Source organism: Natronolimnobius baerhuensis (genome assembly GCF_002177135.1).
GTDB lineage: Archaea > Halobacteriota > Halobacteria > Halobacteriales > Natrialbaceae > Natronolimnobius > Natronolimnobius baerhuensis.
In genome coordinates this window covers 88,026-111,945 of record NZ_MWPH01000006.1, presented here as the reverse complement: position 1 = coordinate 111,945, position 23,920 = coordinate 88,026, and the positions used below count along the sequence as shown (strand labels likewise).

Annotated in this window: 21 protein-coding genes and 3 pseudogenes; 8 read left to right on the top strand and 16 right to left on the bottom strand. The window is 56.6% G+C overall.

The features are described 5' to 3' along the window. On the bottom strand, positions 1-817 hold an 817-nt coding region (locus B2G88_RS18990; protein ID WP_087715676.1), incomplete at its 3' end, for a transcription initiation factor IIB. Positions 818-1,134: 317 nt separating this feature from the next. Between B2G88_RS18990 and B2G88_RS20030 the strand changes: the two are divergent. Further along, positions 1,135-1,579, top strand: a pseudogene (locus tag B2G88_RS20030) (hypothetical protein); the annotation flags it as partial. Here B2G88_RS20030 and B2G88_RS18980 read toward each other — a convergent pair. The 5 genes and pseudogenes from B2G88_RS18980 to B2G88_RS18955 form a co-directional block, all read right to left on the bottom strand. Beyond that, complete coding sequence (locus tag B2G88_RS18980; RefSeq protein ID WP_054862090.1) at positions 1,488-1,844, bottom strand: type II toxin-antitoxin system PemK/MazF family toxin; 357 nt, start codon at positions 1,842-1,844, stop codon at positions 1,488-1,490. The pseudogene B2G88_RS20030 and the gene B2G88_RS18980 sit on opposite strands and share 92 nt — an antisense overlap. Continuing rightward, the gene (locus B2G88_RS18975) at positions 1,845-2,114 is read right to left on the bottom strand and encodes an AbrB/MazE/SpoVT family DNA-binding domain-containing protein (RefSeq protein WP_054862091.1); all 270 of its coding nucleotides are present in this window, start codon (positions 2,112-2,114) and stop codon (positions 1,845-1,847) included. 308 nt (positions 2,115-2,422) lie between these two features. Next, the gene (locus tag B2G88_RS18970; RefSeq protein WP_087715675.1) at positions 2,423-3,838 is read right to left on the bottom strand and encodes an ATP-binding protein; all 1,416 of its coding nucleotides are present in this window, start codon (positions 3,836-3,838) and stop codon (positions 2,423-2,425) included. A 303-nt stretch (positions 3,839-4,141) separates the two neighbouring features. Continuing rightward, a pseudogene (locus B2G88_RS18960) lies at positions 4,142-4,446 on the bottom strand (ribbon-helix-helix protein, CopG family). A 275-nt stretch (positions 4,447-4,721) separates the two neighbouring features. Next, on the bottom strand, positions 4,722-5,048 hold the full coding sequence (locus B2G88_RS18955; protein WP_054862093.1) for a hypothetical protein: 327 nt from the start codon (positions 5,046-5,048) through the stop codon (positions 4,722-4,724). Between the two features lie 148 nt (positions 5,049-5,196). On the opposite strand from B2G88_RS18955, the gene B2G88_RS18950 reads away from it, so the two are divergent. Further along, the gene (locus B2G88_RS18950) at positions 5,197-6,501 is read left to right on the top strand and encodes a hypothetical protein (protein ID WP_054862153.1); all 1,305 of its coding nucleotides are present in this window, start codon (positions 5,197-5,199) and stop codon (positions 6,499-6,501) included. A gap of 47 nt (positions 6,502-6,548) precedes the next feature. Here the strand turns inward: B2G88_RS18950 and B2G88_RS18945 are convergent, their stop codons facing one another. After that, positions 6,549-7,823 carry an RNA-guided endonuclease InsQ/TnpB family protein gene (locus B2G88_RS18945; RefSeq protein WP_087715673.1) on the bottom strand — a complete coding sequence of 425 codons (1,275 nt, stop codon included), beginning with the start codon at positions 7,821-7,823 and terminating at the stop codon, positions 6,549-6,551. A gap of 39 nt (positions 7,824-7,862) precedes the next feature. Continuing rightward, positions 7,863-8,249, bottom strand: a complete 387-nt coding sequence (gene tnpA, locus B2G88_RS18940) for an IS200/IS605 family transposase (protein WP_087715672.1) — start codon at positions 8,247-8,249, stop codon at positions 7,863-7,865. A 271-nt stretch (positions 8,250-8,520) separates the two neighbouring features. Here tnpA and B2G88_RS18935 point away from each other — a divergent pair, with 271 nt between their 5' ends. Next, positions 8,521-9,144 (top strand): metal-dependent hydrolase, encoded by a 624-nt coding sequence (locus tag B2G88_RS18935; protein ID WP_176393304.1) that lies wholly within the window; start codon positions 8,521-8,523, stop codon positions 9,142-9,144. A 46-nt stretch (positions 9,145-9,190) separates the two neighbouring features. Continuing rightward, positions 9,191-10,264 (top strand): AI-2E family transporter, encoded by a 1,074-nt coding sequence (locus B2G88_RS18930; protein ID WP_087715671.1) that lies wholly within the window; start codon positions 9,191-9,193, stop codon positions 10,262-10,264. A 128-nt stretch (positions 10,265-10,392) separates the two neighbouring features. On the opposite strand, the pseudogene B2G88_RS18925 reads toward B2G88_RS18930, so the two are convergent. Then, positions 10,393-10,578 (bottom strand): annotated as a pseudogene (locus B2G88_RS18925) (DUF955 domain-containing protein); the annotation flags it as partial. A gap of 83 nt (positions 10,579-10,661) precedes the next feature. On the opposite strand from B2G88_RS18925, the gene B2G88_RS18920 reads away from it, so the two are divergent. Further along, positions 10,662-11,750, top strand: a complete 1,089-nt coding sequence (locus B2G88_RS18920) for an AI-2E family transporter (protein WP_245835465.1) — start codon at positions 10,662-10,664, stop codon at positions 11,748-11,750. A gap of 291 nt (positions 11,751-12,041) precedes the next feature. On the opposite strand, the gene B2G88_RS18915 is transcribed toward B2G88_RS18920, so the two are convergent. Together B2G88_RS18915 and B2G88_RS18910 are read right to left on the bottom strand one after the other, a co-directional pair. Then, positions 12,042-12,242: a hypothetical protein gene (locus B2G88_RS18915; RefSeq protein WP_054862095.1), complete on the bottom strand. Its 201-nt coding sequence runs from the start codon at positions 12,240-12,242 to the stop codon at positions 12,042-12,044. 65 nt (positions 12,243-12,307) lie between these two features. After that, positions 12,308-12,568 (bottom strand): hypothetical protein, encoded by a 261-nt coding sequence (locus B2G88_RS18910; RefSeq protein ID WP_087715670.1) that lies wholly within the window; start codon positions 12,566-12,568, stop codon positions 12,308-12,310. Between the two features lie 381 nt (positions 12,569-12,949). Between B2G88_RS18910 and B2G88_RS18905 the strand changes: the two genes are divergently transcribed. Both B2G88_RS18905 and B2G88_RS18900 read left to right on the top strand, forming a co-directional pair. Further along, the gene (locus tag B2G88_RS18905; protein WP_217895838.1) at positions 12,950-13,483 is read left to right on the top strand and encodes a helix-turn-helix transcriptional regulator; all 534 of its coding nucleotides are present in this window, start codon (positions 12,950-12,952) and stop codon (positions 13,481-13,483) included. A 148-nt stretch (positions 13,484-13,631) separates the two neighbouring features. After that, on the top strand, positions 13,632-13,967 hold the full coding sequence (locus tag B2G88_RS18900; RefSeq protein WP_054862096.1) for a hypothetical protein: 336 nt from the start codon (positions 13,632-13,634) through the stop codon (positions 13,965-13,967). Here B2G88_RS18900 and B2G88_RS18895 read toward each other — a convergent pair. The 4 genes from B2G88_RS18895 to B2G88_RS18880 form a co-directional block, all read right to left on the bottom strand. Next, positions 13,915-14,268 carry an SHOCT domain-containing protein gene (locus tag B2G88_RS18895; protein WP_054862097.1) on the bottom strand — a complete coding sequence of 118 codons (354 nt, stop codon included), beginning with the start codon at positions 14,266-14,268 and terminating at the stop codon, positions 13,915-13,917. The genes B2G88_RS18900 and B2G88_RS18895 overlap by 53 nt on opposite strands. 169 nt (positions 14,269-14,437) lie before the next feature. Beyond that, on the bottom strand, positions 14,438-16,699 hold the full coding sequence (locus B2G88_RS18890) for a heavy metal translocating P-type ATPase (protein WP_087715668.1): 2,262 nt from the start codon (positions 16,697-16,699) through the stop codon (positions 14,438-14,440). 166 nt (positions 16,700-16,865) lie between these two features. Continuing rightward, positions 16,866-20,471 carry an ice-binding family protein gene (locus B2G88_RS18885; protein ID WP_245835463.1) on the bottom strand — a complete coding sequence of 1,202 codons (3,606 nt, stop codon included), beginning with the start codon at positions 20,469-20,471 and terminating at the stop codon, positions 16,866-16,868. A gap of 295 nt (positions 20,472-20,766) precedes the next feature. Further along, on the bottom strand, positions 20,767-21,303 hold the full coding sequence (locus B2G88_RS18880) for a DUF7260 family protein (RefSeq protein ID WP_087715667.1): 537 nt from the start codon (positions 21,301-21,303) through the stop codon (positions 20,767-20,769). A gap of 199 nt (positions 21,304-21,502) precedes the next feature. On the opposite strand from B2G88_RS18880, the gene B2G88_RS18875 reads away from it, so the two are divergent. Continuing rightward, entirely contained in the window at positions 21,503-21,730 is a 228-nt protein-coding gene (locus B2G88_RS18875; RefSeq protein WP_054862099.1) for a DUF7511 domain-containing protein, read from the top strand. A gap of 788 nt (positions 21,731-22,518) precedes the next feature. Here the strand turns inward: B2G88_RS18875 and B2G88_RS18870 are convergent. Further along, positions 22,519-23,859 carry a sulfatase-like hydrolase/transferase gene (locus B2G88_RS18870; protein WP_087715666.1) on the bottom strand — a complete coding sequence of 447 codons (1,341 nt, stop codon included), beginning with the start codon at positions 23,857-23,859 and terminating at the stop codon, positions 22,519-22,521. Between the last annotated feature and the right edge of the window lie 61 nt (positions 23,860-23,920).

Sequence of the window (23,920 nt, the reverse complement as noted above, 5' to 3'; positions counted from 1 at the left end):
CAGTCGGTGATTTGCCTGACAGCAACCCTTTCTCGGCTGTCGTATCGATGATTTCGTTAGCTTTCGCTTGTACCTCTTCGGGAAGTTCGAGTTCAGAACAGAATCGAGGGACGTATTTCTTCGGATCGACAGGCTCCATCTCGAGGCTCAGTTCCTGTGAGATGTACCGGTATGTGCGACCAATTTCCATCCGGTCTACTCGTGAGACGGCCGCAATCTCATCCAGGGATCGTGGGATTCCTTCCATCCGACAGGCTGCGTATAGCGTACTGGTAGCCACACCTTCGATTGAGCGTCCCCGGATAAGATCCTCATCGAGTGCATGTCGATAGAGGACGCTTGCAACCTCTCGGACAGAGCGAGGAACACCTAGGGCAGAAGCCATTCGGTCTGTCTCAGAGAGCGCAAACTGGAGGTTTCGTTCGCCGGCATCCTTTGTTCGGATCCGCTCTTGCCATTTCCGCAGTCGATTCATTTGAGTGCGCTTCTCCGAGGAAAGTGATCGACCGTAGGCGTCCTGGTCTTTCCAGTCGATTATCGTCGTCAGCCCCTTATCGTGCATTGTCTGGGTTGTCGGCGCACCAACGCGTGATTTACTGTCACGCTCGGCTGCGTTGAACGCTCGCCACTCTGGGCCTCGATCAATCGTCTCCTCTTCCAAAATCAGTCCACAGTCCTCACAGCTAATTTCGCTTTCATCCGAACTTCTGGTGAGCGACGTTGAATCACATTCAGGACAGGTTCGAACGCCTTCTTGTCCAGTGGTTTCGTGCTCAGTTTCGTCCTCACGCTCTTTCTGGCGGGTCAGGCGTTCCATTACCCTGAATGAACCGTTCTATACGGTTAAACACTGGGTGCCATCCGAGATGAGAATATGCAAAATCCCGGCAGCGAAACGACCCTTGTTCGTGAATGTCCTGAAACGTGGAGGTGGGTAGTGGGTGATTGGTGTATTTTCTAAAGTGCATGATAAAATCCTTTCTTGGTCTGTGAGTTCCCTGAAATAGCAGACATAGAAACCAGGTCGCTAATTCACCATCACGCCTTGGTTGATCTGAAGCTACTCGAGAACTCCAAGCGAAGATACCTACCGTCGGGCAGATTGGGAAACTTTGACATTCAAGGCGATGACCCGCCGTCGAAGAGTACGATGTCGAACTCCTGGTTGTCGAAGACGGTGACCATTTTGAGTTCGGTGATACAGACGTCGACGTCCTCAACCCGCCAGAGGGCGACTCGGATTCAGATCTGCACTACAACAGCGATCATCTCGAGTGCGTACGACTCCCAGTATGGCCATCCACATGACGAGGTCCTCGAGGACTTTGCTGACCGCAGAATCGAGATCTATTGGACCGCCGTCCACGGCGACGTCGTGCTCACGACTGACGGGAACGACGTTTCCCTCGAGACAGAACACGAGTTCTCGACTGATGCGACGGGTCTCCTCGATGAAAAATCGGATGATGACACAGAAGCGTCGCGAATCACCACGAGCCGCGCAGCCCAAGACTATACTCGAGTGCGGTATCGACGTCACGCATTCGCTCTTCAGGAATGGATCCGACGACGGTGTTGATTCGATGTTCGATTGACACCGTTCGGATCTGGCTGCACATTGCGACGGAATCCTCTCGAAGGTGGCACTCATCGGCCTTCACGAGCACTTCGAACGGATACAACTCATCATCAAACGACGTCGTAAACGGGACGACAATCGTCGTGGGTGCGTTTTCGTTCCCAACGTTATTCTGGACGACGAGACATGGTCGCGTCCCCCGTTGTTCTGAACCTTTTGTCGAGTCAAGTTGGACGATCACGATGTCGCCCCGGCGTACCTCCATCTACTCCCACTCCGGGGCGTCGCCGAGATATTCGTCGGCCTCCTGCGATACGCCATTCATCTCATCGTGGAGTTCTCGAAGGCGATCGGCTCGCGCACGATAGCCGGCCGCAAGATCCTCTCGAGTGATTGGTTTCTCGATGATGATTTTCCCCGACTCTTTGCGGATTTCCACCTCGTCACCGCCGCCGATGTCAAACTCTTCGCGCATCTCCTTGGGGAGAGTGACCTGTCCGCGGTCGCCGACTCGTCGTTTTTCTATTCCACTCATACATACTCATATCATATCCATACTCAAGAGACTATCGGTCGGCAGGTGCAAGTCGGATTCCTCCCACGACTGAAGTCGTGGGCTTCCTCCTTGCATTTCTGTGAACTACTCCAGCCTACTCGCCAGCAGAGGCTGGCTCCTTGAGGGCGGGGGCTCAACGCTCTCTCTTTCTGCTAACACAAAAACTGAAGATCGAGACGCTGTCGTCTCATTGGTTTCTTTTATTTGATTCACCTATGGGGGTACGTTCGATTCCCCCGCGCCTCCTTGGTGGTCGAAAAACCATCCCCAGCTGTTACCCTCTGGCGTTACTGGTCGGTTTTACTTTCAAGAACAGCAACTATATCAGATAGATCGAAGAGACAAAGATCATCACGCTCGTCTGCAGCTTCCTTGACAGAGCGTTTGAACCCGGATCGGCTGAATAAGGCGAGTTCATACGTCGGCTCACCACCTCCAATGGGTGTCCAGTCGATGTGCTCCATGTCGTCCTCGAGGTCAGCGAGTACGTCATAACCGAGGGGGGTGTTGGTAAATTTCGCTTCGCCAGCGATCAGCGTTGACTCGTCAGTTGGTGCGACGACATCTACCTCCCGGCCCTTGTACCACCACTGGCTTGGCACCTGTGTGAGCTGGTAGTCTGCATAGAGCGCCGGTACCGCCTGGTGACAGAGCGATTCGAACGTTTCGCTGACGAAGTCGGGCAATTCCGGTTCGATGAGATCCGCGTAGGCGTTCTCGCCGTAGAGTTCGTACTGTCCCCCGCGGCCGTAGAGATACCGGAAGTAAAACCGGAATACGGGATCTCGAATCTGGTACCGAGTCCGCTTGCTGCGCGCTGGGTCGGCGAGCGCCGGATGGTGTTTCTCGATGATCTGGAGTGTTTCCAGCCGGTCGAAGTAGTACGATGTGTTGGTGCTCTCGATGTCGGCTCCCTGGGCGATCTCGTTTCGACTGCGGCTCCCGCTGGCCATCGATTCCAGTACGGAGAAATACGTGTTCACCTCGTTGAGCTCCATCTGGAGGACGGTTTCGGGCTCGTCGTGGAGTGGACCATCCAGGTCGCACAACAGCCGCGTGATGTTTTCTCCGAGACTCTGTGATGGATCGAGAGGGCTGAGATATCGGGGTGTGCCGCCGAAGACGCCATAGACGAACACCCGTTCTTCGGGATCGTACGTCGGCACGAACTCTTGGATGGAACGAAACGGTAGCTGGGTGAGTTCGAGGCGGCCATTCGGTGTCTGGGATACCCGGCCGTAGAGTGGCGCACCGCCATCGAGGACGTGGGTATGAATCATGCCGATTGCAGAGCCTGTGAGTACGAGCGTCGCCTGACTCTCCTCGACAGCTGTATCCCACAGGTGTTGAATGACCGATGGAAGTCCCTCATTCGATTCAATGAGGTACGGGAATTCGTCGATGACGATGATGGCGTCTCTGTCGGTGAGATACGTTAAGAGTGGTTCCCATTCCTCTTTGACAGCAGTGATGTCTGGATAGGTCGTCGCTGCTGCCTCGACAAATCGCCTCAGCTGTGTCGTCGCTGTTCCTTGGACTGCCTGATAGTACACGGCATCGTCGCGGTCGACAATCGATTGGCGGACGAGTTCGCTCTTGCCGATCTGGCGGCGCCCATAGATAATTGCGAGTTCTGCAGCGTCACTCTCATAGAGGGCCTGCAACCGCTCGAGTTCATCGATACGATTGACGAACTGGTCCATACTCCCAGTCGTAGTGGGAGATACATACGTGTTCCGGAGTTAGAGACAGAACTATAATAGTCTGAACTATAATAGTTGAAACTCTAATGTGGTGGGCCAATTGTTCGAGCTACCACCCACTAAGGTTCCGACAGACAGTCCCGAATGTCCCGTGAACATCGTCATACTCTGCTGTCTCCACCAATTCCTCGAGTATCGTCTCAGTTGTCTGTACATCATATTCCTCGAGAACCATCTCTACCGAGTCTGCTGTGGCTAAAGAGATGAACGCGCTTGTATCAATAACGATCGTTCCTGGCCCTGTCACTCGAGATCTGCAAGTTCGTCTGCTAGGTCATCTCCTTGCTCAAGAACAGCTTTCGAAGCCCGAACGGCTTCAGCATCTTGCCGACCGACGAACTCTTTCAGGGTTTCGAAGCCGACTTCCTCATCAAGATAGAGTTCAATGAGTGCTTCGTTGAACCGCTCGTCATCTTCAACCGCTTCGAAGTACTGCTGTAGCGCCTTCTTGATGACCTCTGTACGGTTTGTATGCGTTATTTCAGCGCAACATCGGCCTTCTCGAGGAGTTCCTCTGGAAGCCGAAAGTTGACTCACGTTGTTCCCATTGTTCACTCACGCGTACATACGTTGTACCCATAGAATTAGAATTCCTATCCCTACTCGTGACAGCGCCGCATACTACTGGTCAAGAAAGGCTGGTGGGAAACGACTCACTCATTCAAAGTCACGTGCTGTATCGACCTCGTGTTCCAAGTTTTCCATGTCTTGAAGGGAAGAAAGATCCATCTGATCGTGAACATCCGGAAACAGGTGCTCAAAGTACGAGTAAATCAGTCTGAATCGACTGTTAGCGAACACATTTATTCATGGGAATTCTGTCTCAGTATGAAAGAACCGCCACGAAAAAGCGCCGTTTGAACAGTTCCTCGTGTCCAGCGTGATCAACGTGGTCCTCGTGGGCGTGGCCGTCGTCGTCGTCGTGTTCTTCGTGGGCGTGATCGGACGGTTCGTTCCTTGGAGCGTCTGTACGTTCCTCCCGGACTTCGTCTCGATGGTCGTCGTGGTCTGATGGCTCACCGGTGCGCTCTGCGGTCAATTCGCAAACCCGGCAGCATGGACACTCGCGGTCAGTCGGCTTTTCGGTTTGCTGTTGGGTACCATGTTCGTGATTCAAATCGGATGGCTCCGTTGGGTTGTCTCGTGACATCGGTCGTCTCTTAGGGTTAATCCGCCCCGATACGAGACGCCCTCGAGCGGATACGCGGGCTATATATGCCGTGCGGATCGGTGTATTCACATGTTCATTCGCGATTCGACGAGCGGTACCGCTAGAGATGCTGCCGTCCGTCTCCAGCATGAGTGAGAGCGACACCGATAGACTCGCCGCGTTGTTCGTCGAGTCGTCAGGAAACACGACGCTCTCGTGGCTGCTCGTCCTCGTCCTGTGTGCGCCGCTCCTCGGCGGGATCGTCCTCGAGCGGTACGAGCCGATTCTGTTCAGCGTCGTCGCGATTACACTCATTGTCTTGCCGGCGATCACGTTTCGTGACCCGACGGTTATGCCGCCGTGGTACTTCGTCGGGCTGATTTGCCTGCCGGTACTGTGGGAGACGTTCGCACCGCAGCCGCTGGTTACGGATGTCGTCCCCAATCTCGCACTCGCCACGCTCGGGCTGTTGCTCGCGGTCGAACTCCATCGGTTCACGTCGCTTCGCCTGGTTCCGTGGTTCGCCGTCGTCCTCACCGTGCTGTTCACGCTCGCGATGGCGGGAGTGTTGAGTATGCTCCGCTGGTCGGCAGATGTCACGTTCGGGACGACGTTCCTGCTCGACGGCCGGTCGCAGGACGCGATCAACGCAGCGGTGATGGTCGAGTTCATGTACGCAACCGCTGCCGGGTTGCTCGCTGGCGTGATCTTCGCCCTGTACTTCCGTTCTAGGGCCGGACGGTCTGATTCCCGGATGTCCGCTTCCATCGTTTCTCGGACAGACGAAGAGAACGTTGAAGGGGTGGTCCTCAGTGATCAACTCGGGATTTCGGTGCGCCGGCAGACGCAACTGGTACGCGCGATGCAGGTCGTTCTCGTCAGTGTCCTGCTCTACGGCGTCTGGACGCTACAACTCCCCGTCACGACTAACGCCGCCCTCGCGCTGGTTATCACGCTCGTTCCAGCCGTGCTCGAACGAGACTATCAAATCTCCATCGAACCCGGCCTCGCGCTGTGGGTGACGGCTGCGGTCTTCTTCCACGCGCTCGGGACCGCGGGCCTGTACGACGCGATTGGTCCCTACGATCACCTGACGCATACGCTCTCAGCGACGGTCGTCGCTGCCACGGGGTACGCCGCGATCCGGGCGGTCCACCTCCACAGCGAGTCGGTCCACCTCCCGCGCTGGGCGCTGTTCTCATTCACTCTCGTGTTCATCCTCGCAATGGGCGTCATCTGGGAGATTTTCGAGTTCTTTGTCGACCAAGGCGCGCTCATGCTGGGACTGGAGCCCATCCTCGCCCAGCACGGGATTGATGACACGGTCGTCGACATGCTGTTCAACACCCTCGGTGCGATCCTCGTCGCGACGTGGGGGACGGTCTACCTCACCGAGGTTTCGGAGGGTCTGGCAACCCAACTCGAGGAGCGGGTCGGCGCTCGGCGAGATTGACATCCTCCCGCCCCTAAAGGGGCGAGATTCCTCCGTTGGGGGTTCGGCTACCGACCCACGGAGGCAACTTGCGGGTTCGCACGCTGTTCGTTGGGACAAGCGCATGATGACGCTGACCATGAATGGTCGTCCCACTTGAACCGTGCAGGCCGTGCCATCGGCCCGACTTCGCCGCTCGTTTCGCGTTTTAAGAACGTCTCAGACGCCGTGAGATCCGCGTGACCCTCGAAACCGCAGGGGCACGTCAACGTATCCTCGTGGCGCACAGTCCCCTCTCGCTCCCCACAGTCGGGACACTCTTGCGAGGTCCACGCTTCCGTCCGCGCTTCGATGACGATACCGTATTCCTCACAAACGCAGGCGAGACGGTTGATGAACGCGCGGAACGCCCAGAAGTTGTGCGTTTTCGCGTTCGCCCGAACCGACCAATTCGATTCGAGAACATCGGTTAAGTCCCCGACGTACACCGTCGCAACGCCCTCGTCGTAGAGCCGTTCTACGAGGTCGCGGGCAACAGCGTTCATCGCGTGGTCCCGTCGGCGCGTTCGTTGTCGGTAGAGCCGCCGGATACGGTTGCTACTGTAGCGCCCTTCGGGCAACTTCGACTGTAGACGGCCGATTTCCGTCGTCGTCTCACGAAACCGCTCGAACAGGTCGCGTCCTTCGTAGAGGTACTGCGAGCCGGTCGAAACCGAACACGCGACGATGTTGTTCGCGCCTACGTCCAGAGCGGCGGTTTCATCCGCCAGTGGTGAATCCTGCCGAGAATCAGGCACGGTGACAGGTTGAAAAGCTCGGTACGTATCACTCGTTTCATCGTAGGTGATTTCGAGACGGCCCTGTTTGCCATCCCACTTCGGGTTCCCTCGCACTTCGAGGCGAAGGCGGTCGTGGTAGCCAAGACCGTACTCTTCTTTCAGGTCTTGCCCGACGGGGATTTCGAGACGACTACGCTTGCCCCATTCGAGCGTGTACTGATTGCAACGGATGTAGGTACGGAGCGTTCGCCCATCCTCTTCGTTGCCCCAGTAGCCCGGTGGGTTCGCGCAGTCGCCGCTTTCTTTCAGCGAGAAGAACGACCGCCATGCTTCGCTGTTCTTTCGTGTGAGCTGTTGGACGGTCGCGGACCCTACGATACCGTTGTAGCGTCCTCGGTATTCGTCGGTATCCCACACGCTCGAATCGTCGTCGGCGAAGTAGTTCTGTCGACGCTCGTAGTTCAGTTCGTTCCACAGGCTTGCGGAAGCATCCAACAGCCGCCGAAGTAGCTCTTCGTCCTCGTCGGACTGTGGGGCTACTCGGAAGGTGTTGACGCGCTTCATGCGTTGTGTTGCTCGCGGATATACTGTTCTACGGCGTTATCAGAAGCCATCGGCTTCTGATTGGCCCACAAGAGCGTTGCTCTTGTGAACGTCCTTCGAGACACTACCCGCCGTTCCGACGTAGTACGAGCGTGTCCATTTGATACGGTCGTCGTATCGCTGATTGTAGTACCGCGCGGAGATGCCTTTGAGCCAATTGACGAGCAACGACGGTTCGTTGCGCGGCGGGCTTCCCACGAACAGGTGAACGTGGTCAGGCATGATTTCGGCCTCTACAAGTTCAAGGTCTTTGTCGTCGCATATCTCCACGAAGATGGTTTTGAGACGTTCTTTGGTTGCGCCCGTCAGACGCGGCTCCCGGTACTTCGGGATGAATACTATGTGGTAGTAGAGTTCGTATTTCGCGTGACGAGTGCTCTTCACCATCTATGCATACTATGGTCGGGATTTTACTTAAACGTACCGACAGAACCCCAGCAGTGCGTTCGACGGCGGAAGATTGACGAGAATTACGGCGCGTATCCCCGTCCTCGAAAAGCGGAGCTTTTCGGTTGCAGCGAGAGCTTCGCTCTCGCCATGCCCCTGAAGGGCGAGGCTTTGCGCCTGTTTCACGTAACGGGGCGACGCAACCGTTAGCACTCGTCGTTCGTCAATCCCCGATACGTTCAAGAAGTTCTGTCCCTTCTATAAGGTCACAATGATGCTCCCGACCCACGCCCTCGCGGGGATGGCGCTCGTGTTACCGCTGGTAGCTACGGCGCCGGAGTTCGCGTCCATCGCACTCGTTGCGGGGTTACTCGGTGGCGTCTTCCCGGATCTGGATCTGTACGCCGGCCACCGCAAGACCCTCCACTTTCCCGTGTTTTACAGCGCCGTCGCCACCGTCGCGGTCGTCGTCGCGGCGCTGATTCCCACGACGGCGACCGTCGGCGTCGCCGTCTTCCTGCTCGGCGCTGCCGTCCACTGCGTGACCGACGTCTTCGGCAGCGGCCTCGAGTTGCGTCCCTGGGAGGGGCGCTCCGAGAAGGCGGTGTACGATCACTATCGCGGGACCTGGATCGCACCTCGTCGCTTGGTTCGATACGATGGCTCACCCGGCGACCTGTTGTTGTCGGTCGCACTGTCGGTCCCCCTGCTGTGGACGCTCGAGGGGGCGTTCCAGTGGGTCGTGATCGGTGCCCTCGCCGTTGCAATCGTTTATGCTGCACTCAGGCGCGCTCTCGCGGATCTCGCCGCCGTCGTCGTCCGCGTGCTTCCGGCAGGGGTGTTGCCGTACGTTCCCGAGCGCTACCTCGAGGATTTCGGACCTGATCGTGCCTGACGGACTGATACTGAAACGTTAAGTAGGGATCTTTGAATGTTCAGATATGGATCTCCGCATCGGCTTTCTCCTGTTACTGGTGGCTCTCCTCGGGGCGATCAGCGTCTTGCTTGCCCTCCCCTTGCTGCAGTACATCATGGCGGCCGTCCTGCTGGCGTTCGTGCTCTTCCCGCTTCACGACCGACTCGAGGGAAGGACGGTACGCGTCCGTGGAACCGCCATCACGATTTCGCCGCGCGTGTCGGCGGGCGTTGTGACCGTGTTCGGCATTCTGGCCACGGTCATTCCGTTACTCATTTTCACGGTTTTGCTGTTACAGACCGTCCTCTCGTTCGTCAACGACCTCGGCGATGTGGACCTCGTCGAAACCGCTCGAACGACCGCTCGCGAACTGGGGTTCGACGAGACGGTTCTGAATGGTCTCGAGGCGGCCCTCTCCTCTGAACTTGAGGGTTTTCTCAATCGTGGTCTCGAGTTCGCCCTCCAGGAACTGCTCCGGTTGCTGGACACGAGCTTTCAGGTCGGACTCGGGCTGTTGGTGCTAGTGTTCTTGCTCTACTACTTCCTCGTTGATGGCCGACGGCTGGTCGCCTGGATTGGATCGGTTGCACCGATTGACGACGAGGTTCGCCGGGAGCTGATCGATGAGGTCGACGCTGTTACGTGGGCGGTGCTGCGGAGTCACGTCCTCGTTGCGATTGCGGAAGGCGTACTCGGTGGAATCGGCCTCTACGTCCTCGGCGTTCCGAACGTCGCGTTCTGGACGGTCGTAATGATTATCGTCTCGTTTCTCCCCGCCATCGGCGTCTGGCTGGTCTGGGGACCCATTGTGGGCTATCTTTTCGTCATGGGTGATTCGGTCGGTGCGAGCTTGCTGCTGGTCTATGGCTTTACGGTCCTTTCCGTAGTAGACAATTACCTGCGCGCCGTGCTGGTAGACCTTGAGTCCGGCGTCCACCCGGGGACCGTCCTGATCGGCGTCATCGGCGGCCTCTACCTCTTCGGAATGTTAGGATTGCTGCTCGGGCCGGTCCTCCTGGCGACGTTCAAGGCCGTCGTCGAAGTCTTCAGCGAGGCGTACGATCCCGCCGAACGGACTGAGCGGACTCCATCGCCTTGAACGACTCCTCGAGTGCATATCCGCGGAGGTATTGTGTCGTAGTCACTGAAGAACACCTCGAGCGCACCCACAGGTATCGAATTTGGTGACTTCGATCAGAAGCCTGGAATCGGCCCGTTTGATTCACAATTCTTGCCACACTTGCTGTGAAACTCACTCTGGACGTCGAGCCACTCTCTGAACTGGTCGCTCGAGACCGCATCGTCGACCTCACAGACGAGGTCCTCGAGCCATGTTTTGATCGTGCTATACATATCATTGTGTCGGGTGCCCGAATCATCGAACGTTTCTCGGGTGCAACTGCTCAAGTTCATGATTGTATCGGCGCCTCCCCAATCGAACTCGAGAATGAAGATTCTTTACCCCAAGAGGCTTGTTCTCAAGAGGTGTTCGTTCCATGTCCATGGATTCAGACGATGGTTTTATTGACAAACGATTTCGGTCAAAACTTAGTTGGTGGGTTTTTGGGCTTGTCCTTACAACCATCTTAGTATACACACTTCGGGGGTATCTCGGATGGGCCGTGTTCGGAGTATTTCTCTATTATGTGGCCCGGCCAGTGGCCCGACAGCTCCGACAGCGTGGGCTTTCAGAAAGTACGGCTGCGGTCATCACTCTTGGACTCGTTATCCTCCCCTTCGTGGGTATCCTCATCGTCCTTGCTTCAATTGCTATTGTACAACTTGGAACCCTCGAGGCAACTGATTTCGAACGGATCGTCGAAACGTTGTTCCCTGACGGCCTCCCGGAAACGGTACCCACGACTGAGGAGGAGATCTACCTCTTTGTGGAAGACTTCGCCACCGATCCAACTGTTGGATCGGTACTCGAGTGGGGAAGTGGCGTATTGGGTGCGTTTGTCACAGCAGCATACAATCTGTTTATCACGCTTCTTTTTGCGTTCTTTCTGCTTCGTGATGAGAGGCGACTCTCTAGGTGGTTTCGATTCGAAATTGTTGGTGAGGGAACCCGTGTCGACGAGTTCGCTCAAGCGGTTGACAAGGGGTTACGTTCTGTGTTTTTCGGATATACTTTGACAATTCTCGCGATTATGGTACTCACTGGAATCATCTACACGCTTCTCAATGTGATTGCACCACCCGGACTTGCGATTCCACAGGTGCTGTTGCTAGCTATTGTGACTGGTCTCGCTTCGGTTATCCCACTCATTGGTCGATCCATCGTGTACGCAGCGATCGTCGTTTACCTAGCAGTGATGGCCATTCAGACCGACCTAACGACATTGTGGTTTCCCATCACGTTTTACATCGTCATGGGTGTCTTTTTCGACAATATCATTCGAACCTATGTTCGGCCATCGCTCTCAGGCCGAATGTTCCCGACGGGACTCGTCCTCTTTGCGTACATCCTCGGGCCGGTCGCTTTCGGCTGGTACGGTATCTTTCTTGGGCCGCTTTTGATGGTAGTTGCGACGCTATTCGTACAAATGGAGTTACCGCGACTGCTTCACGGCGAAGCAAATTGACAGTCTGGGATCAGCGAAAGCCCGGCAACGAAGCGGCTCCTGGCCGTGAGAAGCCCGGAACGTGGAGGTGGGTGGGGCGGTGGGTAATGGTTGACATCCTCCCGCGCCTAAAGGGGCGAGGCTTTGCGCCTGTTTCACGTAACGTTTCAGCTGCCGGTCGGAAATTCGAATGGCGGATAGAGGCCAGAGGGATGTTAGACTGATTTAATTAGTGCATCCAATTAGCGTCTGTAGTTGAGTCTGATCTATCGATGATCTTGTGTCTATTGTGTCTTAAATAGGGCCTGGAAATCAGCCAGTGTCGTCCTCTTTCGTCGAGTACCGAACGATGATACCGTCCTTTTGATCGGTGTGGCGTGCTGAATCGACTTGGGGAATCCCCCGCCAGATCCCAGTCACTTCGACGAGACCGAAGTCGTCGTGTTCGTAGGTTTCGTCCCGTTCGACTACTTGACCCGGCTCGGAACCCGGTAGATCGTCTGGTTCACCCATTCGAATCCGTGCTACAATCTTCGCTCTTCAACTCCCCACGCAAAAATAGGGACGGGACCGCGATGTCAGCAGTGCCCGTCCTCACCGTCGTGATGGTCGGCGTGGTCGTGGTCACCCATGTTGTCTTGCATCATCTCCATGGCGTTCCCATCCATGTGATCAGCCATGTCACCGTTCATGTGGCCGGCCATTTGAGCCATGTGGGTGCTCTCTGAGTCGCCATCAGTGCCGTCTGAATGCATCTCGCCACTCACGAGTCCGACTGCACCGACGAGCGCGACGACGACTGTAAACGCTACTACCAGGCGAATTGTTCTGGATGTCATGTGATCCACCTCGAGTGGGAGGACGAGCAGACGTGAATTATTAGTATGGGTGTGAACCCAGTCGAGAGATCGTTCGATGGCGTTTCTAAGCTCCTTTAATCGTTCCTTCCAAGCGATAGCGTTTCTTGCAGGAATATTCGACCGCTATCGGCATTGGCTCGCTATAGCACGAGGTGCCGATTATCCTCGGATCGTTTGAAAAAGAATCACTCTTGAGACCCAATTGTACCCGGCCAGGTTGTCTGCCATCCACTTCTGAATCCCATCGGAACTCCCAACCAGTGGGCATGACCGTAACGCGTAGAACAGATCACCCATAAGTGTACCCTACCGACCGTGAAACCGAAGCACGCAGATACCGCTGTTGGACTCTTGATTGTGATGATACTCCTCATCGGAGGGGGTGCCACCTGGGAGGCGTATCAGCAGTGGGTCGCCCTCGAGGGGATGGAAGATCACATGGGGTCGTCGATGGCGGCGATGCACGGGACCCACCCAGTCTGGTATCTGCTTGGAACTGTATTTATCGCAAGTGTAACCGTCGGTGTGTACGTTGGCGTTCGTGATCGGATTATCTCTCCGTCGGATAAACTAACACCGGGTGAGCCGAGCGACGACACAACTGGTGTAGAAGATCCGGAAAACCTCTCGAGAGACCAGACAGCACAACGTACCGAAAGTGAAGCAAAACGCCAGATCTTGGACCTCCTTCCGGATGACGAGAAACGCATTCTCGAGCCAGTTCTCACATCCCCGGGCCTCACGCAGATCGAGCTTAGGGACCGATCAAATTTTTCGAAAAGCAAGGTCAGCCAAACGGTCACCGACCTAGAAAAGCGAGGATTGCTGTATCGAGAACCTCAGGGTCGGACATACCGAATCTATCCCGCAGAGGACATCGAGAACCAACTGTAGACTGTACACGTCGAGGGTGTTGAGATCGGCACGCGTGAACGCTCTCTCAAGAAAAAACGATTAGGGGGCTCGAAAAATACTCTCGAACGTTCTCCTCGGTGAATTCGCGTCCAAATCGGTAATTCATGGAGCACCGTAGCTGCCGGTGATGATGTCGAATACACCCGCCACTCGTCGAACGGTGCTGAAAGTCACGGGCGCATCCCTCGCAACCGCGGTAGTCGCAGGCTGTCTCGGTGACGACGACGATGAGACAGCAGCGGAAAATGGTGACGACGGTACCGACACCGATGCGGGAAGCAACGGTATCGAAATCGACTCTGGAACTGAGATCGTTTTCGATTTGAGTCTTCAGCCGATACTCGCCGTCCTCGAGTGCATCGACGACCTCACACGTCGCAGTGAGGTCCGGTTCGTACTACACAAGTCGACTATCGATCTCGTTCCAGCCGTTCGCGGCGCTTCTCGAACTCTTCCTCGGTGAGTTCGCCTCGGGCGTATGCCGACCGAAGTTCTTGAATGGCGGGATCAGATTGATTTTCGTTCGACTGTCGAACCGCGCTATACAGGAGAGAGCCGATTCCGAAGAGAACGATCAACGGGATGATTCCCATGAGGAGCCACATCCATCCGCTGTCGCTACCATTCCACATCCCGTTCCACATATGTCCGCCTCCCCATATCCCCATCAACGGCATCATCAGCGCCATCGCAAGAAGGGGGAAGAGCAGAATCGCGACGATAACAATCAACAGCGTTCGGACGAGGGAGTCATCGGTTGTCATAGTCTGAATACGACAGCGTTGTCCTTGAATACGTGGGCATGAACTCATCAGCGAAATCGTCCAAGAGCGTTTTTGCTGCCTTCTCGTCGTCTCTCGTGTGAACAACCGTTCATTGACGACAAAGACGAGCACTATCGCGTTTCGGCTCGTTCGAGTGCCACAAAGAGCTTCAACTGGAGATATCCGCACGGCGCAGGAACTGTGCGTTGACCGCCACGATGACCGTACTGACCGACATCAGGACTGCACCGACCGCTGGGGAGAGGAGAACGCCAATCGGTGCGAGGACGCCGGCTGCGAGCGGTAAGGCGAAGACGTTATAGCCAGCCGCCCACACGAGGTTTTCTTTCATCTTCCGGTAGCTCTTCCGGCTCAATCGGACGAGGTGAGCGACGTCGCGTGGATCGTTCTCGACGAGGACGACATCGGCGGACTCGACGGCAACATCAGTTCCCGACCCGATGGCGATGCCGACGTCGGACCGCGTCAGTGCGGGCGCATCGTTCACGCCGTCGCCCACCATCGATACGAGTTTGCTCTGTTCCTGGAGTTCGATGATCTTCTTGTCTTTATCCTCCGGAAGGACTTCGGCGAAGTACGTGTCGATCTCGAGTTCGTCGGAGACGGCGCGAGCGACATCCTCCGTGTCGCCGGTTAACATTGCGACTTCGACACCCATCTCGTGAAGCGCGTCGATTGCCTCGTAGCTCTCCTCTCGGATCACGTCCGCGAGCGCGACCGCACCCACCGCTTCGCCGTCCCGAATCAGGTAGACGACGCCCTGACCGCGCTCGCCGGCCTCGCCGGCGAACATCTCGAGGTCACGGCCCAGTTCAACATCGAGATACCGCAGCAGGTTTGGCCCGCCGACGTACACTGTTTCACCGCCCGCTACGCGGTCTGTGTCCACATCGGCACCCGGAGTGACAGCAGTTTCCGCTTCGAGCGTCGCGCGGACGCCCCGCCCCTTGAGGGCTTCGAACTCGCGGACGCTCGGCACGGAGAGGCCCCGCCCGTCGGCTTCGTCCCGGATTGCCGCTGCGATCATGTGTTCGGAGTCGCCTTCGGCAGCAGCCATCACCGCTAGCAGTTCGTCCTCGTCCCAGTTGTCGGTCGTCGTGACGTCGACGACTCCCTGCTCGCCTTTGGTGAGGGTTCCCGTCTTGTCGAAGACGATCGTATCGAGATTTCGCGCCTCCTCCATGGCAATTCGGTCCCGAATGAGCATCCCGTTTTGCGCCGCCATCGTTGTATTGATCGCGACGACCAGTGGGACAGCGAGCCCCAACGCGTGGGGACACGCGATCACCAACACGGTGACGACACGCTCAACGACCGTCAGTCCGAACCCGACAGCGACGGTCCACGCGATAGCCGTGACCGCTGCGACCGCGAGTGCGGCATAGAACAGCCATCCCGCCGCGCGGTCGGCGAGCATCTGCGTCCGGGAGCGGCTCTGTTGTGCCTCCTCGACCAATCGCATGATTCCGGAGAGCGTCGTCTCGTCGCCTGTCGCAGTAACGCGAACCCGGAGGCTACCATCACGGTTGGTCGTCCCACCGATCACCTCGTTACCTGGTTCCTTCTTGACCGGCCGGGATTCACCGGTGATCATCGACTCGTTGATGTTCGATTCGCCATCTTCGACGACGCCGTCGGCGGGCACGTTCGCTCCCGGCCGAACAAGCACGAGGTCGTCTTCCTCGAGGTCGTCGACGCGGACCTCTTCAGTCTCGCCGTCGTCGGTGATACGCTCGGTCGTATCCGGCATCAACTCGGCGAGTTCGTCGAGCGCTCCCGAAGCGCGCCGAACGCTTCGCATCTCGATCCAGTGGCCGAGTAGGAAGATGACGATCAGCGTGACGAGTTCCCAGAATAGCGGTTCCCCGATGTCCAACGCGACCGCTGCGATACTGTAGCCGAACGCGACGGTGATCGCCAGCGAGATTAACAGCATCATCCCCGGCTCGCGGTTGCGAGCTTCGACAGCACCCATCCGCAGGAACGGTACGCCACCGTAGACAAAGACGAAAGCCCCGAGAATCGGCGCAACGAACTCGCTTCCAGGGAACGTTATTGCTGTGTAGCCAAACCACTCTTGGAGCATCTCGCTGTAGTACAGCACCGGGACCGAGAGGGCGAGACAGACGAAAAATCGCCGCTTGAACAACTCCTCGTGATCGGCGTGGTCGACGTGCGCTTCATCGTCGTGATCGTGATCACGACTGTGTTCTTCGTGCTCAGACGATTCGTGTTCGCCGTGTTCTTCCGTCCGGTGCTCGCGTCGCTCCGTCGATTCGTCGGTCCGATCAGCGCTTAGTCCACAGACTCGACAGCACGGGCAATCGCGGTCGGTCGGCTTTCCGGTCCGCTTCTGTTCTTCGTGAACGTGCTGTGAATCAGGTGTGTCTGACGGATCGTACTGTGACATAGGTGCTCTGTCGACGCCGTCTCTAGGATTCGGGTATCTCCTCAAATCTGAACAAGAGGGGCTACCGACGTGATTTGTGACGGCTATCGTGTCTGTTATTCATCGAATAGCTTCCTAAATTTTGGGGTAGAAACAGCTATTAGCCGTTGTCAGGTGTTCGACCGAATCAGGACGCGTTCTTACACTTCTGTTTATACTCCTCGTACTCGCGTTTTGCGCGCTCGTAGGCGTGTCTCTTCTTTTTCAGTTGCTTCTTGTTCACGTTTCCTTTCTCGTATTTCTTTTTGCACTTCTCGTATTCGCGTTTTGCGCGCTTGTATTCGCGCTTTTTCTTCTTCTTGTCTTTCTTGTCTGGTTCCTTCGTGAACTCCAGAATACTGCCGTAGACAACCGTGTCGCCCACTTGGGCGACCGCTTGGAATTCGTAGGTTGTGCCGGTCTCGAGGTTCATCGCCGTCGCACTGAACGGTCCGGGCTCGGTGAGGGCCGCTTCGTCGGTAAACGTCCACACCGCTGTTCCCTTGACGCGGTAGAGGAAGAAGACGGTAGCCTCCGCTGCACCCTCGAGTTCGAGCAGTTCGCCGTTGAGCGTGGCCGTCGAGCCGTTGATGTCCGTCGCTGGCCTCGTCTCGACATCCAACGCAGCTGGCCCGAATTTGGTGAACGAGAGTGTGGCTCCAAGGAACCGTTCGCCGTTCGCGACCACGACGGCCCGGAATTCGTACGTGGAACCGAGTTCGAGGCCCGCGATCTCGGTACTGAACTCACCGGGTTCGCCGAGCGTCTGGGATCCGGTAGCGATCCAGTCGTCCATGCCGACTTCGCGCCACTCGAAGAGGACGTCGACCGTGTCGAAGTCGCCGAGATCGATCAACTCTGCGTTGAGCGTCGCCGTCGAACCGTTGATATCCGTCGCTGGCTGTGTCTCGACGCTCGGGGCGCCGACCTCAGCTTTGGTGAACGAGACGATGGTTCCTTCGTAGCGTTCGCCATCGGCCACTGCGACCGCCCGGAACTCATACGTGTTGCCGGGCTCGAGGCCCGCGATCTCGGTACTGAAGTCGCCGGGCGCGTCGAGCGTCTGCGTCTCGGTGGTGATCCAGTCGTCCGCGCCGACTTCACGCCACTCGAAGAAGACATCGACCGTGTCGAACTCGCCGAGGTCGATCAACTCTGCGTTGAGCGTCGCCGTCGAGCCGTTGACGTCGGTCGCCATCTGGGTCTCGACGATGGGGGCACCGATCTCAGCTTTGGTGAACGAGAGAATAGCCCCCTCGTCACGCGTGCCATCGGACACTGCGACCGCCCGGAATTCGTACGTACTGCCGGGCTGGAGGCCTTCGATCTCGGCGCTGAAGTCGCCCGGTTCGTCGAGCGTCTGCGTCTCGGTGGTGTTCCACTCGTCCGCGCCGACTTCGCGCCATTCGAAGAAGACATCGACGCTGTCGAAGTCGCCGAGTTCGATCAACTCGCCGTTGAGTGTGGCTGTCGAGCCGTTGATGTCCGTCGCTGGCCTCGTCTCGACATCCAACTCATCTGGTCCGAATTTGGTGAACGAGAGTGTGGCTCCGAGGAACTGTTCGCCGTTCGCCACCATGACTGCCCGGAATTCGTACGTGCTGCCGGACTCGAGGCCCTCGATTTCGGCGCTGAACTCACCGGGTTCGTCAACTGTCTGGGGCTCGGTAGCGATCCACTCGTCCGCGCCGACTTCGCGCCACTCGAAGAAGACGTCGGCGGTGTCGAACTCTCCGAGGTCGAGCAGTTCAGCGTTGAGCGTGGCCGTCGAGCCGTTGACGTCCGTCGCTGGCTGTGTCTCGATACTGGGAACGCCGGCCTCAGCTTTGGTGAACGAGACGATGGTTCCTTCGTAGCGTTCGCCATTGGCCACTGCAACCGCCCGGAATTCGTACGTGGTGCCGGGCTCGAGACCTGCGATTTCGGTGGTGAAGTCGCCGGGGTCGTCGAGCGTCTGCGTCTCGGTGGCGATCCACTCGTCCTCGCCGAGTTCACGCCACTCGAAGAAGACGTCGACCGTGTCGAAGTCGCCGAGATCGATCAACTCACCGTTGAGCGTCGCTGTCGATCCGTTGATGTCCGTCGCAGTCTGGGTTTCGACGATGGGAGCACCGGGCTCGGCTTTGGTGAACGAGAGAATAGCTCCCTCGTCACGCGTGCCATCGGCCACTGCGACTGCCCGGAATTCGTACGTTTCGCCGGGTTCGAGGCCCGGGATCTCGGCGCTGAACTCACCGGGCGCGTCGAGCGTCTGCGTCTCGGTGGTAATCCAGTCGTCCGCCCCGAGTTCGCGCCACTCGAAGAAGACGTCGACGCTGTCGAACTCTCCGAGGTCGAGCAGTTCGCCGTTGAGCGTGGCCGTCGAGCCGTTGACGTCCGTCGCCGGCGACGTGATGACTTCCGGTACACCTGGCACCTCCTTGATGATACGAAGCGTGGCTCCTTCGACCCGTTCACCGTTTGCTAGCCCGACCGCCCGGAATTCGTATGTGGTGCCGGGCTCGAGACCCGCGATCTCGTCGCTAAAGTCGCCGGGTGCGTCGAGCGTCTGCGGTGCGGTGGCGATCCAGTCGTCCGCCCCGAGTTCGCGCCACTCGAAGAAGACGTCGACAGTGGCAAAGTCCCCGAGGTCGGTCAACTCTCCGTTGAGCGTGGCCGTCGAGCCGTTGACGTCCGTCGCTGGCGTCGTTACGACGTCAGGGACGGTCGGATCGCAACTGATGTCGAGCGTCGTGATATCGAGACCGATTGCGATATTGTCGGTCTCGAGCGAATACGTCCCATCCGCAAGGTTCCCCCACGTCGCCGAACCGCCGGCGGGAACCTCCATTGTTTCCTCGTACGCGTCGGGACCGGTGACGGTTACCATCACTGAGACGTCGTTGGGGTTCGATACCGTGATCTCCCCGTCCTCATCTACACACGCCGAATCAACTTGCAGGTCGACGAGATCGCAGTCGCACCCGGTAACCGTCGCCATCTGCAGATTGACGGCGGTTTGGGCGTACAAACAGCCGTCCACCGTTGCATTGGTGAGCACGTTGATCGCCGTCTGGGCTAGCACGACCCCCGCAAAGTTCGCGTCCGTTCCGATCTCGACACCGCCACCGCCAGCGACCACCCAGACGATGTTCTCGGGCTGTGCGCCCCCCGTCAGATTGATAGTCGCACCGCTCGCCACGGTGAGATCTCCTGCAACCTGGAAGATCCAGGTGTCGTCTGGACCGCCGTCGAGGGTGATATCCCCGTCAATCGAGAGGCCGGTATCCCAACTGTACACTCCTGGAGTCAGTGTTTCTCCGTCGAGATTGCCGCCTCCTAAATTTGTGAAGTCCGGCGGAACGCGGCCGTATGCATCAGTGAAGGCGGTTTCCATATCGCTCACCGCAGTCGTTAACCTGGACGGGGTTGGCTCCGCATAATTGGCCGCGTACACCCGTCCGCCCACCTGCGTTGATGTCGCGAAGACGCCGGATGCATCCAGCGTTAGATCGAATCCGGTTATGGCAGTCGACGCGATCGGACTCACGCCGATGTCCCCTGCCACATCGGAGTTGGGAACGCTCGATATCCCGGATTTTGCCAGGATCGAAAAGTCACAGGCCGTCCCGAGATCGACCGGTGCTGGACCGTCTTGTTGGATCTGGACCGGAAAATCGCTATCTTCTTGCGCGGCGCCTATACAACCGGCGAGACCAGCTGTGAGCAATCCACTCGATGTGATGACCGTTCTTCTTGTCGGATTGTACTCCATATCGGATACTCATTTGTGTCTGGTATTGTTTCTGAGAAGTTAATTTTGTATATGTGTCCTATATCTCCTCCAGATATTCTTCAAATTCGGTTAGTGAGTCCATTCCGACGCGCTCGACAACCGATCCAGTAGGTAGGATATTACGGGGAATCAAGGAGAAAGCCTCGCCCCTTCAGGGCGGAGAGGATGTCAAAATACAGATTTACGTGGGTATTTTGCTCCCAGTACCACAGACACACCGCTAGGCGAGAGTTCCGTTGTAGACGACACAACAGTAACAGTTGGCGAATATTGTTTAACACATAGATCGCAAGTCAGTAACCCACGACTGAAGTCGTGGGCTTCCTCCTTGCATTTCTGTGATCAATCGCCGAACATCCTCGAGTGCGGCCTGCTCGGCGTTGATCGGCTCGAGCAGATTGGTTCGTCGCGTTACAGCTTGTGCCGTCGCGTCAACAATCGACTGCTGGAGCCGTGGATCGAACTGCGTCGCCGTCCGGATCGCCACTGCCAGTTCTTCGCTTAACTCTTCGGCCATGTGTTCGTCCCACGACTCAGCGTAGACATCATCGTAATGAGAGACGCTCATCACGGTTTCAGTGTAGGCCTGTTGCACCTCGCGAAGACCAGCCTGCGTCGTCTCGGTGACGCGTCGAACTGTCCCAACGGAGCCGGACGACCCAGCAACATGGTGGACTGGCCTGACCTCCAGATCGACGATTCGACTCGAGAACCGTTCAAACGCACGTCGTTCTGCAGTTATCTGTCGGTGCTCTCGCTCGAGGATCCGCTGTTGCGGATCGAGATCGATGGTTGGGGTCTCGATACGCACGATATCAGCGGATCACAGTCAACTATGGTAAAGCCATCTAATAGTCGCCATGTCAACTACGTTCGACCCCATAATTATCGCTCGCGTTCCATCATACGGATCGCTGCCAAGCCGTCCATACTACTCAATATCACAACTAGAAGCGGCTTTGTACGACTCGGAATACCGTCGATGTAGGACCGCTGCCCAATTAAGACCCATGACAGGCACTTCGAGCGGCTATCACCCCGACGACGTCCGGCACCGCGAGACGACCACACCCCAGCACTCGAATCAATCGATCACCCTCGAGGCCATCGTCGTTCGATACGAAAGTCGACCTGATCGATGTACGATTCTGCCTCGAGACTGTTCCGAAGTTGAACAACTGACAACCTGGTTGTCTGCAGACATGGATGTGTTCATCGATCTCGAGCAAATCCGTTAGAAACGTTCCCCTCAACGAGTTGGTTCTTCGAGCTACATACTGAGACAGCATATCTCAACTGCTTCGACAGTGCCGTCACTCGAAGTGATCGTGTGATTGGAGGTATGACCTGTCGAGAAACAGTGTCTGCGTAATGGACTAGTGCGGCTTCAGCCCTGAACTGCTAGGTTTAGTACTTCGCCAGAAGGCGTTTGTCCATCAAGCGATTAATTTGATATCTAATGGGCGCAATAATGTATGAAAACTCCAATACACATTCATACGTTCGCCCGACTGGTAACCCTCGAGTTATGGAAAACGGCCGGCCCACTTTTTGAAGGTGTGAAATTACTTTCCGATGAGATTCTGTCGAATATTCATCTCGTCTGTTCAGCCCTAATCGAGTAAGTGAAGTCGAACGGCAAAATTAATAGATAAAATCACCTCCCCTGCGAGAGTGTATTTTTCACTGAAATAGTATAAGAAATTAATTTCGAAATCAGTGCCTTATTGATCAAATACTCGACAACAAGAAGTAAATTAGGACATGTTGTGTTGCACTTATAGCCCAATTTTAACAGCCTTTATTTGTAACAGTAAATTTATCCATCAAACGCCGCAACGGCTTTGTCATCGACGAGTATAGAACGCTGCTAACCAATCATGCACTCCGTTCAAGGGTTGAATTTAACACTGAGGGACAGTTGTCGGGCGTTCAGGTGTGCAATGACTACTAGAGGCACTCCCAGGTTACGTGTCACAATACATGAATAAATATTCATTCTCGAGCATGCTGAAATCCCGCTGTTTCAGAACACGCTATAGCCGTTTTCGTATGGCCTAATCCGGGGAGATTCACCTTCCACGGTTTCGATATACTCGAGAAGACGCGCTTGGAGGTCATCAGCGACGGATCGGAAATCAGGTCGCCCAGCGAGATTGACCTGTTCGTGTGGGTCCCGTGCGAGATCATAGAGATACCGTTCAACGTACGTATCGGACGATTTTGCCCCGCTTCCACCTCGCCATCCGGTCGAAGAGGTTGCGGCAACACCGTACTTCCATTGCTCGGTTCGGAGCGCTCGACCAACCTGTGACTCACTAAGTTGGATGAACGCATCACCGTCAGCATCGGGACGGTCACCGTGGGCAACCGGGAGAAAGCTCTCGCCGTGCATTGCATCGGGAATATCGAGTCCGGCGGCATCAAGCAGTGTCGGCGGAAGATCAATGAGACTCGTCGGAGTCTCGATATCAGTACCCGTATCGAACCCAGGCCCAGACAGAACAGCAGGAACTCGGACAGCAGATTCGTGAGGTGTGCGCTTGTATTCTCCGGGACGAGTACGGAAATGACAGCCGTGATCTGCGGTGTAGCTCACGATGGTTTCATCTTCGATACCGCGGGCAGAGAGTTCGCTCAAGAGCTCGTCCACACACTCATCAAGGCGTTTGATCGTCCCGTAGTAGTCTGGAAGCTCATCGTACCAGTCGCCGGGTCGATTACGAAGGTCCTCAGGAACGTACGGTCGCTTCTTGTAGGGTTCTGCGTATCCATCCGGCGCGGCGTATGTCATCATATCATTCTGGTTGTGTGGCTCGAGATACGCAACGACGAGGAAGAACGGCTCCGAGAGAGACTCAATGGCCTCGCGTGCGAAGTCGGTGAATGCATCCGCACGATACGACGCAAACTCGACGGGGTCGTTATCGGAGCCAAACAGGTGTCCGTCCATCGGAGAAGAGGTGAACTCCGGAACGTCGGCAGCAATCCAGAAGTCTTCGTACGCACCACGAAGGTCTTCAGGAATCGGATCATCGAACGTTCCCGAAATATGCCAGTTTCCAACGTACCCTACGTCGTATCCGGCGTCTTTGAACTGTTGAGCGAGACGTAACTCATCGGTCGAGATGGGCATCGTATCTCGCCATACGTCGACTTCACTGGCATATTTGCCGCTCTGGAACATCGCACGGAACGGACCACACAGCGGTTGTGGTGTGATCGCCTGTTTCAAAACGGTCCCACGCGTGGCAAGCCCATCAAGTGTTGGCGTGAGATCCAGTGGACACCCGTATGCACTAAGGGTATCCCACCGCTGCTGGTCCGTCAAGACCACGAGCACGTTCGGATGTTCATCGGCGGTCATTACCCGCTTCTGGAGTGGGAAGCGTATATTTGTTTTCGGTATCGCCGTCTCGAGGATGAGC

Bases quoted from the DNA above. Each gene is read 5' to 3' on its own strand.
- B2G88_RS18930 (WP_087715671.1), top strand. From the start codon at position 9,191: ATGGATCTCCGCATCGGCTTTCTCCTGTTACTGGTGGCTCTCCTCGGG.
- B2G88_RS18910 (WP_087715670.1), bottom strand. From the start codon at position 12,568: ATGACATCCAGAACAATTCGCCTGGTAGTAGCGTTTACAGTCGTCGTC.
- B2G88_RS18900 (WP_054862096.1), top strand. From the start codon at position 13,632: ATGATGTCGAATACACCCGCCACTCGTCGAACGGTGCTGAAAGTCACG.
- tnpA (WP_087715672.1), bottom strand. From the start codon at position 8,249: ATGGTGAAGAGCACTCGTCACGCGAAATACGAACTCTACTACCACATA.
- B2G88_RS18870 (WP_087715666.1), bottom strand. From the start codon at position 23,859: ATGACCGCCGATGAACATCCGAACGTGCTCGTGGTCTTGACGGACCAG.
- B2G88_RS18935 (WP_176393304.1), top strand. From the start codon at position 8,521: ATGATGCTCCCGACCCACGCCCTCGCGGGGATGGCGCTCGTGTTACCG.
- B2G88_RS18895 (WP_054862097.1), bottom strand. From the start codon at position 14,268: ATGACAACCGATGACTCCCTCGTCCGAACGCTGTTGATTGTTATCGTC.
- B2G88_RS18915 (WP_054862095.1), bottom strand. From the start codon at position 12,242: ATGGGTGAACCAGACGATCTACCGGGTTCCGAGCCGGGTCAAGTAGTC.
- B2G88_RS18945 (WP_087715673.1), bottom strand. From the start codon at position 7,823: ATGAAGCGCGTCAACACCTTCCGAGTAGCCCCACAGTCCGACGAGGAC.
- B2G88_RS18920 (WP_245835465.1), top strand. From the start codon at position 10,662: ATGTCCATGGATTCAGACGATGGTTTTATTGACAAACGATTTCGGTCA.
- B2G88_RS18890 (WP_087715668.1), bottom strand. From the start codon at position 16,699: ATGTCACAGTACGATCCGTCAGACACACCTGATTCACAGCACGTTCAC.
- B2G88_RS18970 (WP_087715675.1), bottom strand. From the start codon at position 3,838: ATGGACCAGTTCGTCAATCGTATCGATGAACTCGAGCGGTTGCAGGCC.
- B2G88_RS18975 (WP_054862091.1), bottom strand. From the start codon at position 2,114: ATGAGTGGAATAGAAAAACGACGAGTCGGCGACCGCGGACAGGTCACT.
- B2G88_RS18955 (WP_054862093.1), bottom strand. From the start codon at position 5,048: ATGTCACGAGACAACCCAACGGAGCCATCCGATTTGAATCACGAACAT.
- B2G88_RS18980 (WP_054862090.1), bottom strand. From the start codon at position 1,844: ATGGAGGTACGCCGGGGCGACATCGTGATCGTCCAACTTGACTCGACA.
- B2G88_RS18875 (WP_054862099.1), top strand. From the start codon at position 21,503: ATGACAGGCACTTCGAGCGGCTATCACCCCGACGACGTCCGGCACCGC.
- B2G88_RS18885 (WP_245835463.1), bottom strand. From the start codon at position 20,471: ATGGAGTACAATCCGACAAGAAGAACGGTCATCACATCGAGTGGATTG.
- B2G88_RS18950 (WP_054862153.1), top strand. From the start codon at position 5,197: ATGAGTGAGAGCGACACCGATAGACTCGCCGCGTTGTTCGTCGAGTCG.
- B2G88_RS18905 (WP_217895838.1), top strand. From the start codon at position 12,950: ATGATACTCCTCATCGGAGGGGGTGCCACCTGGGAGGCGTATCAGCAG.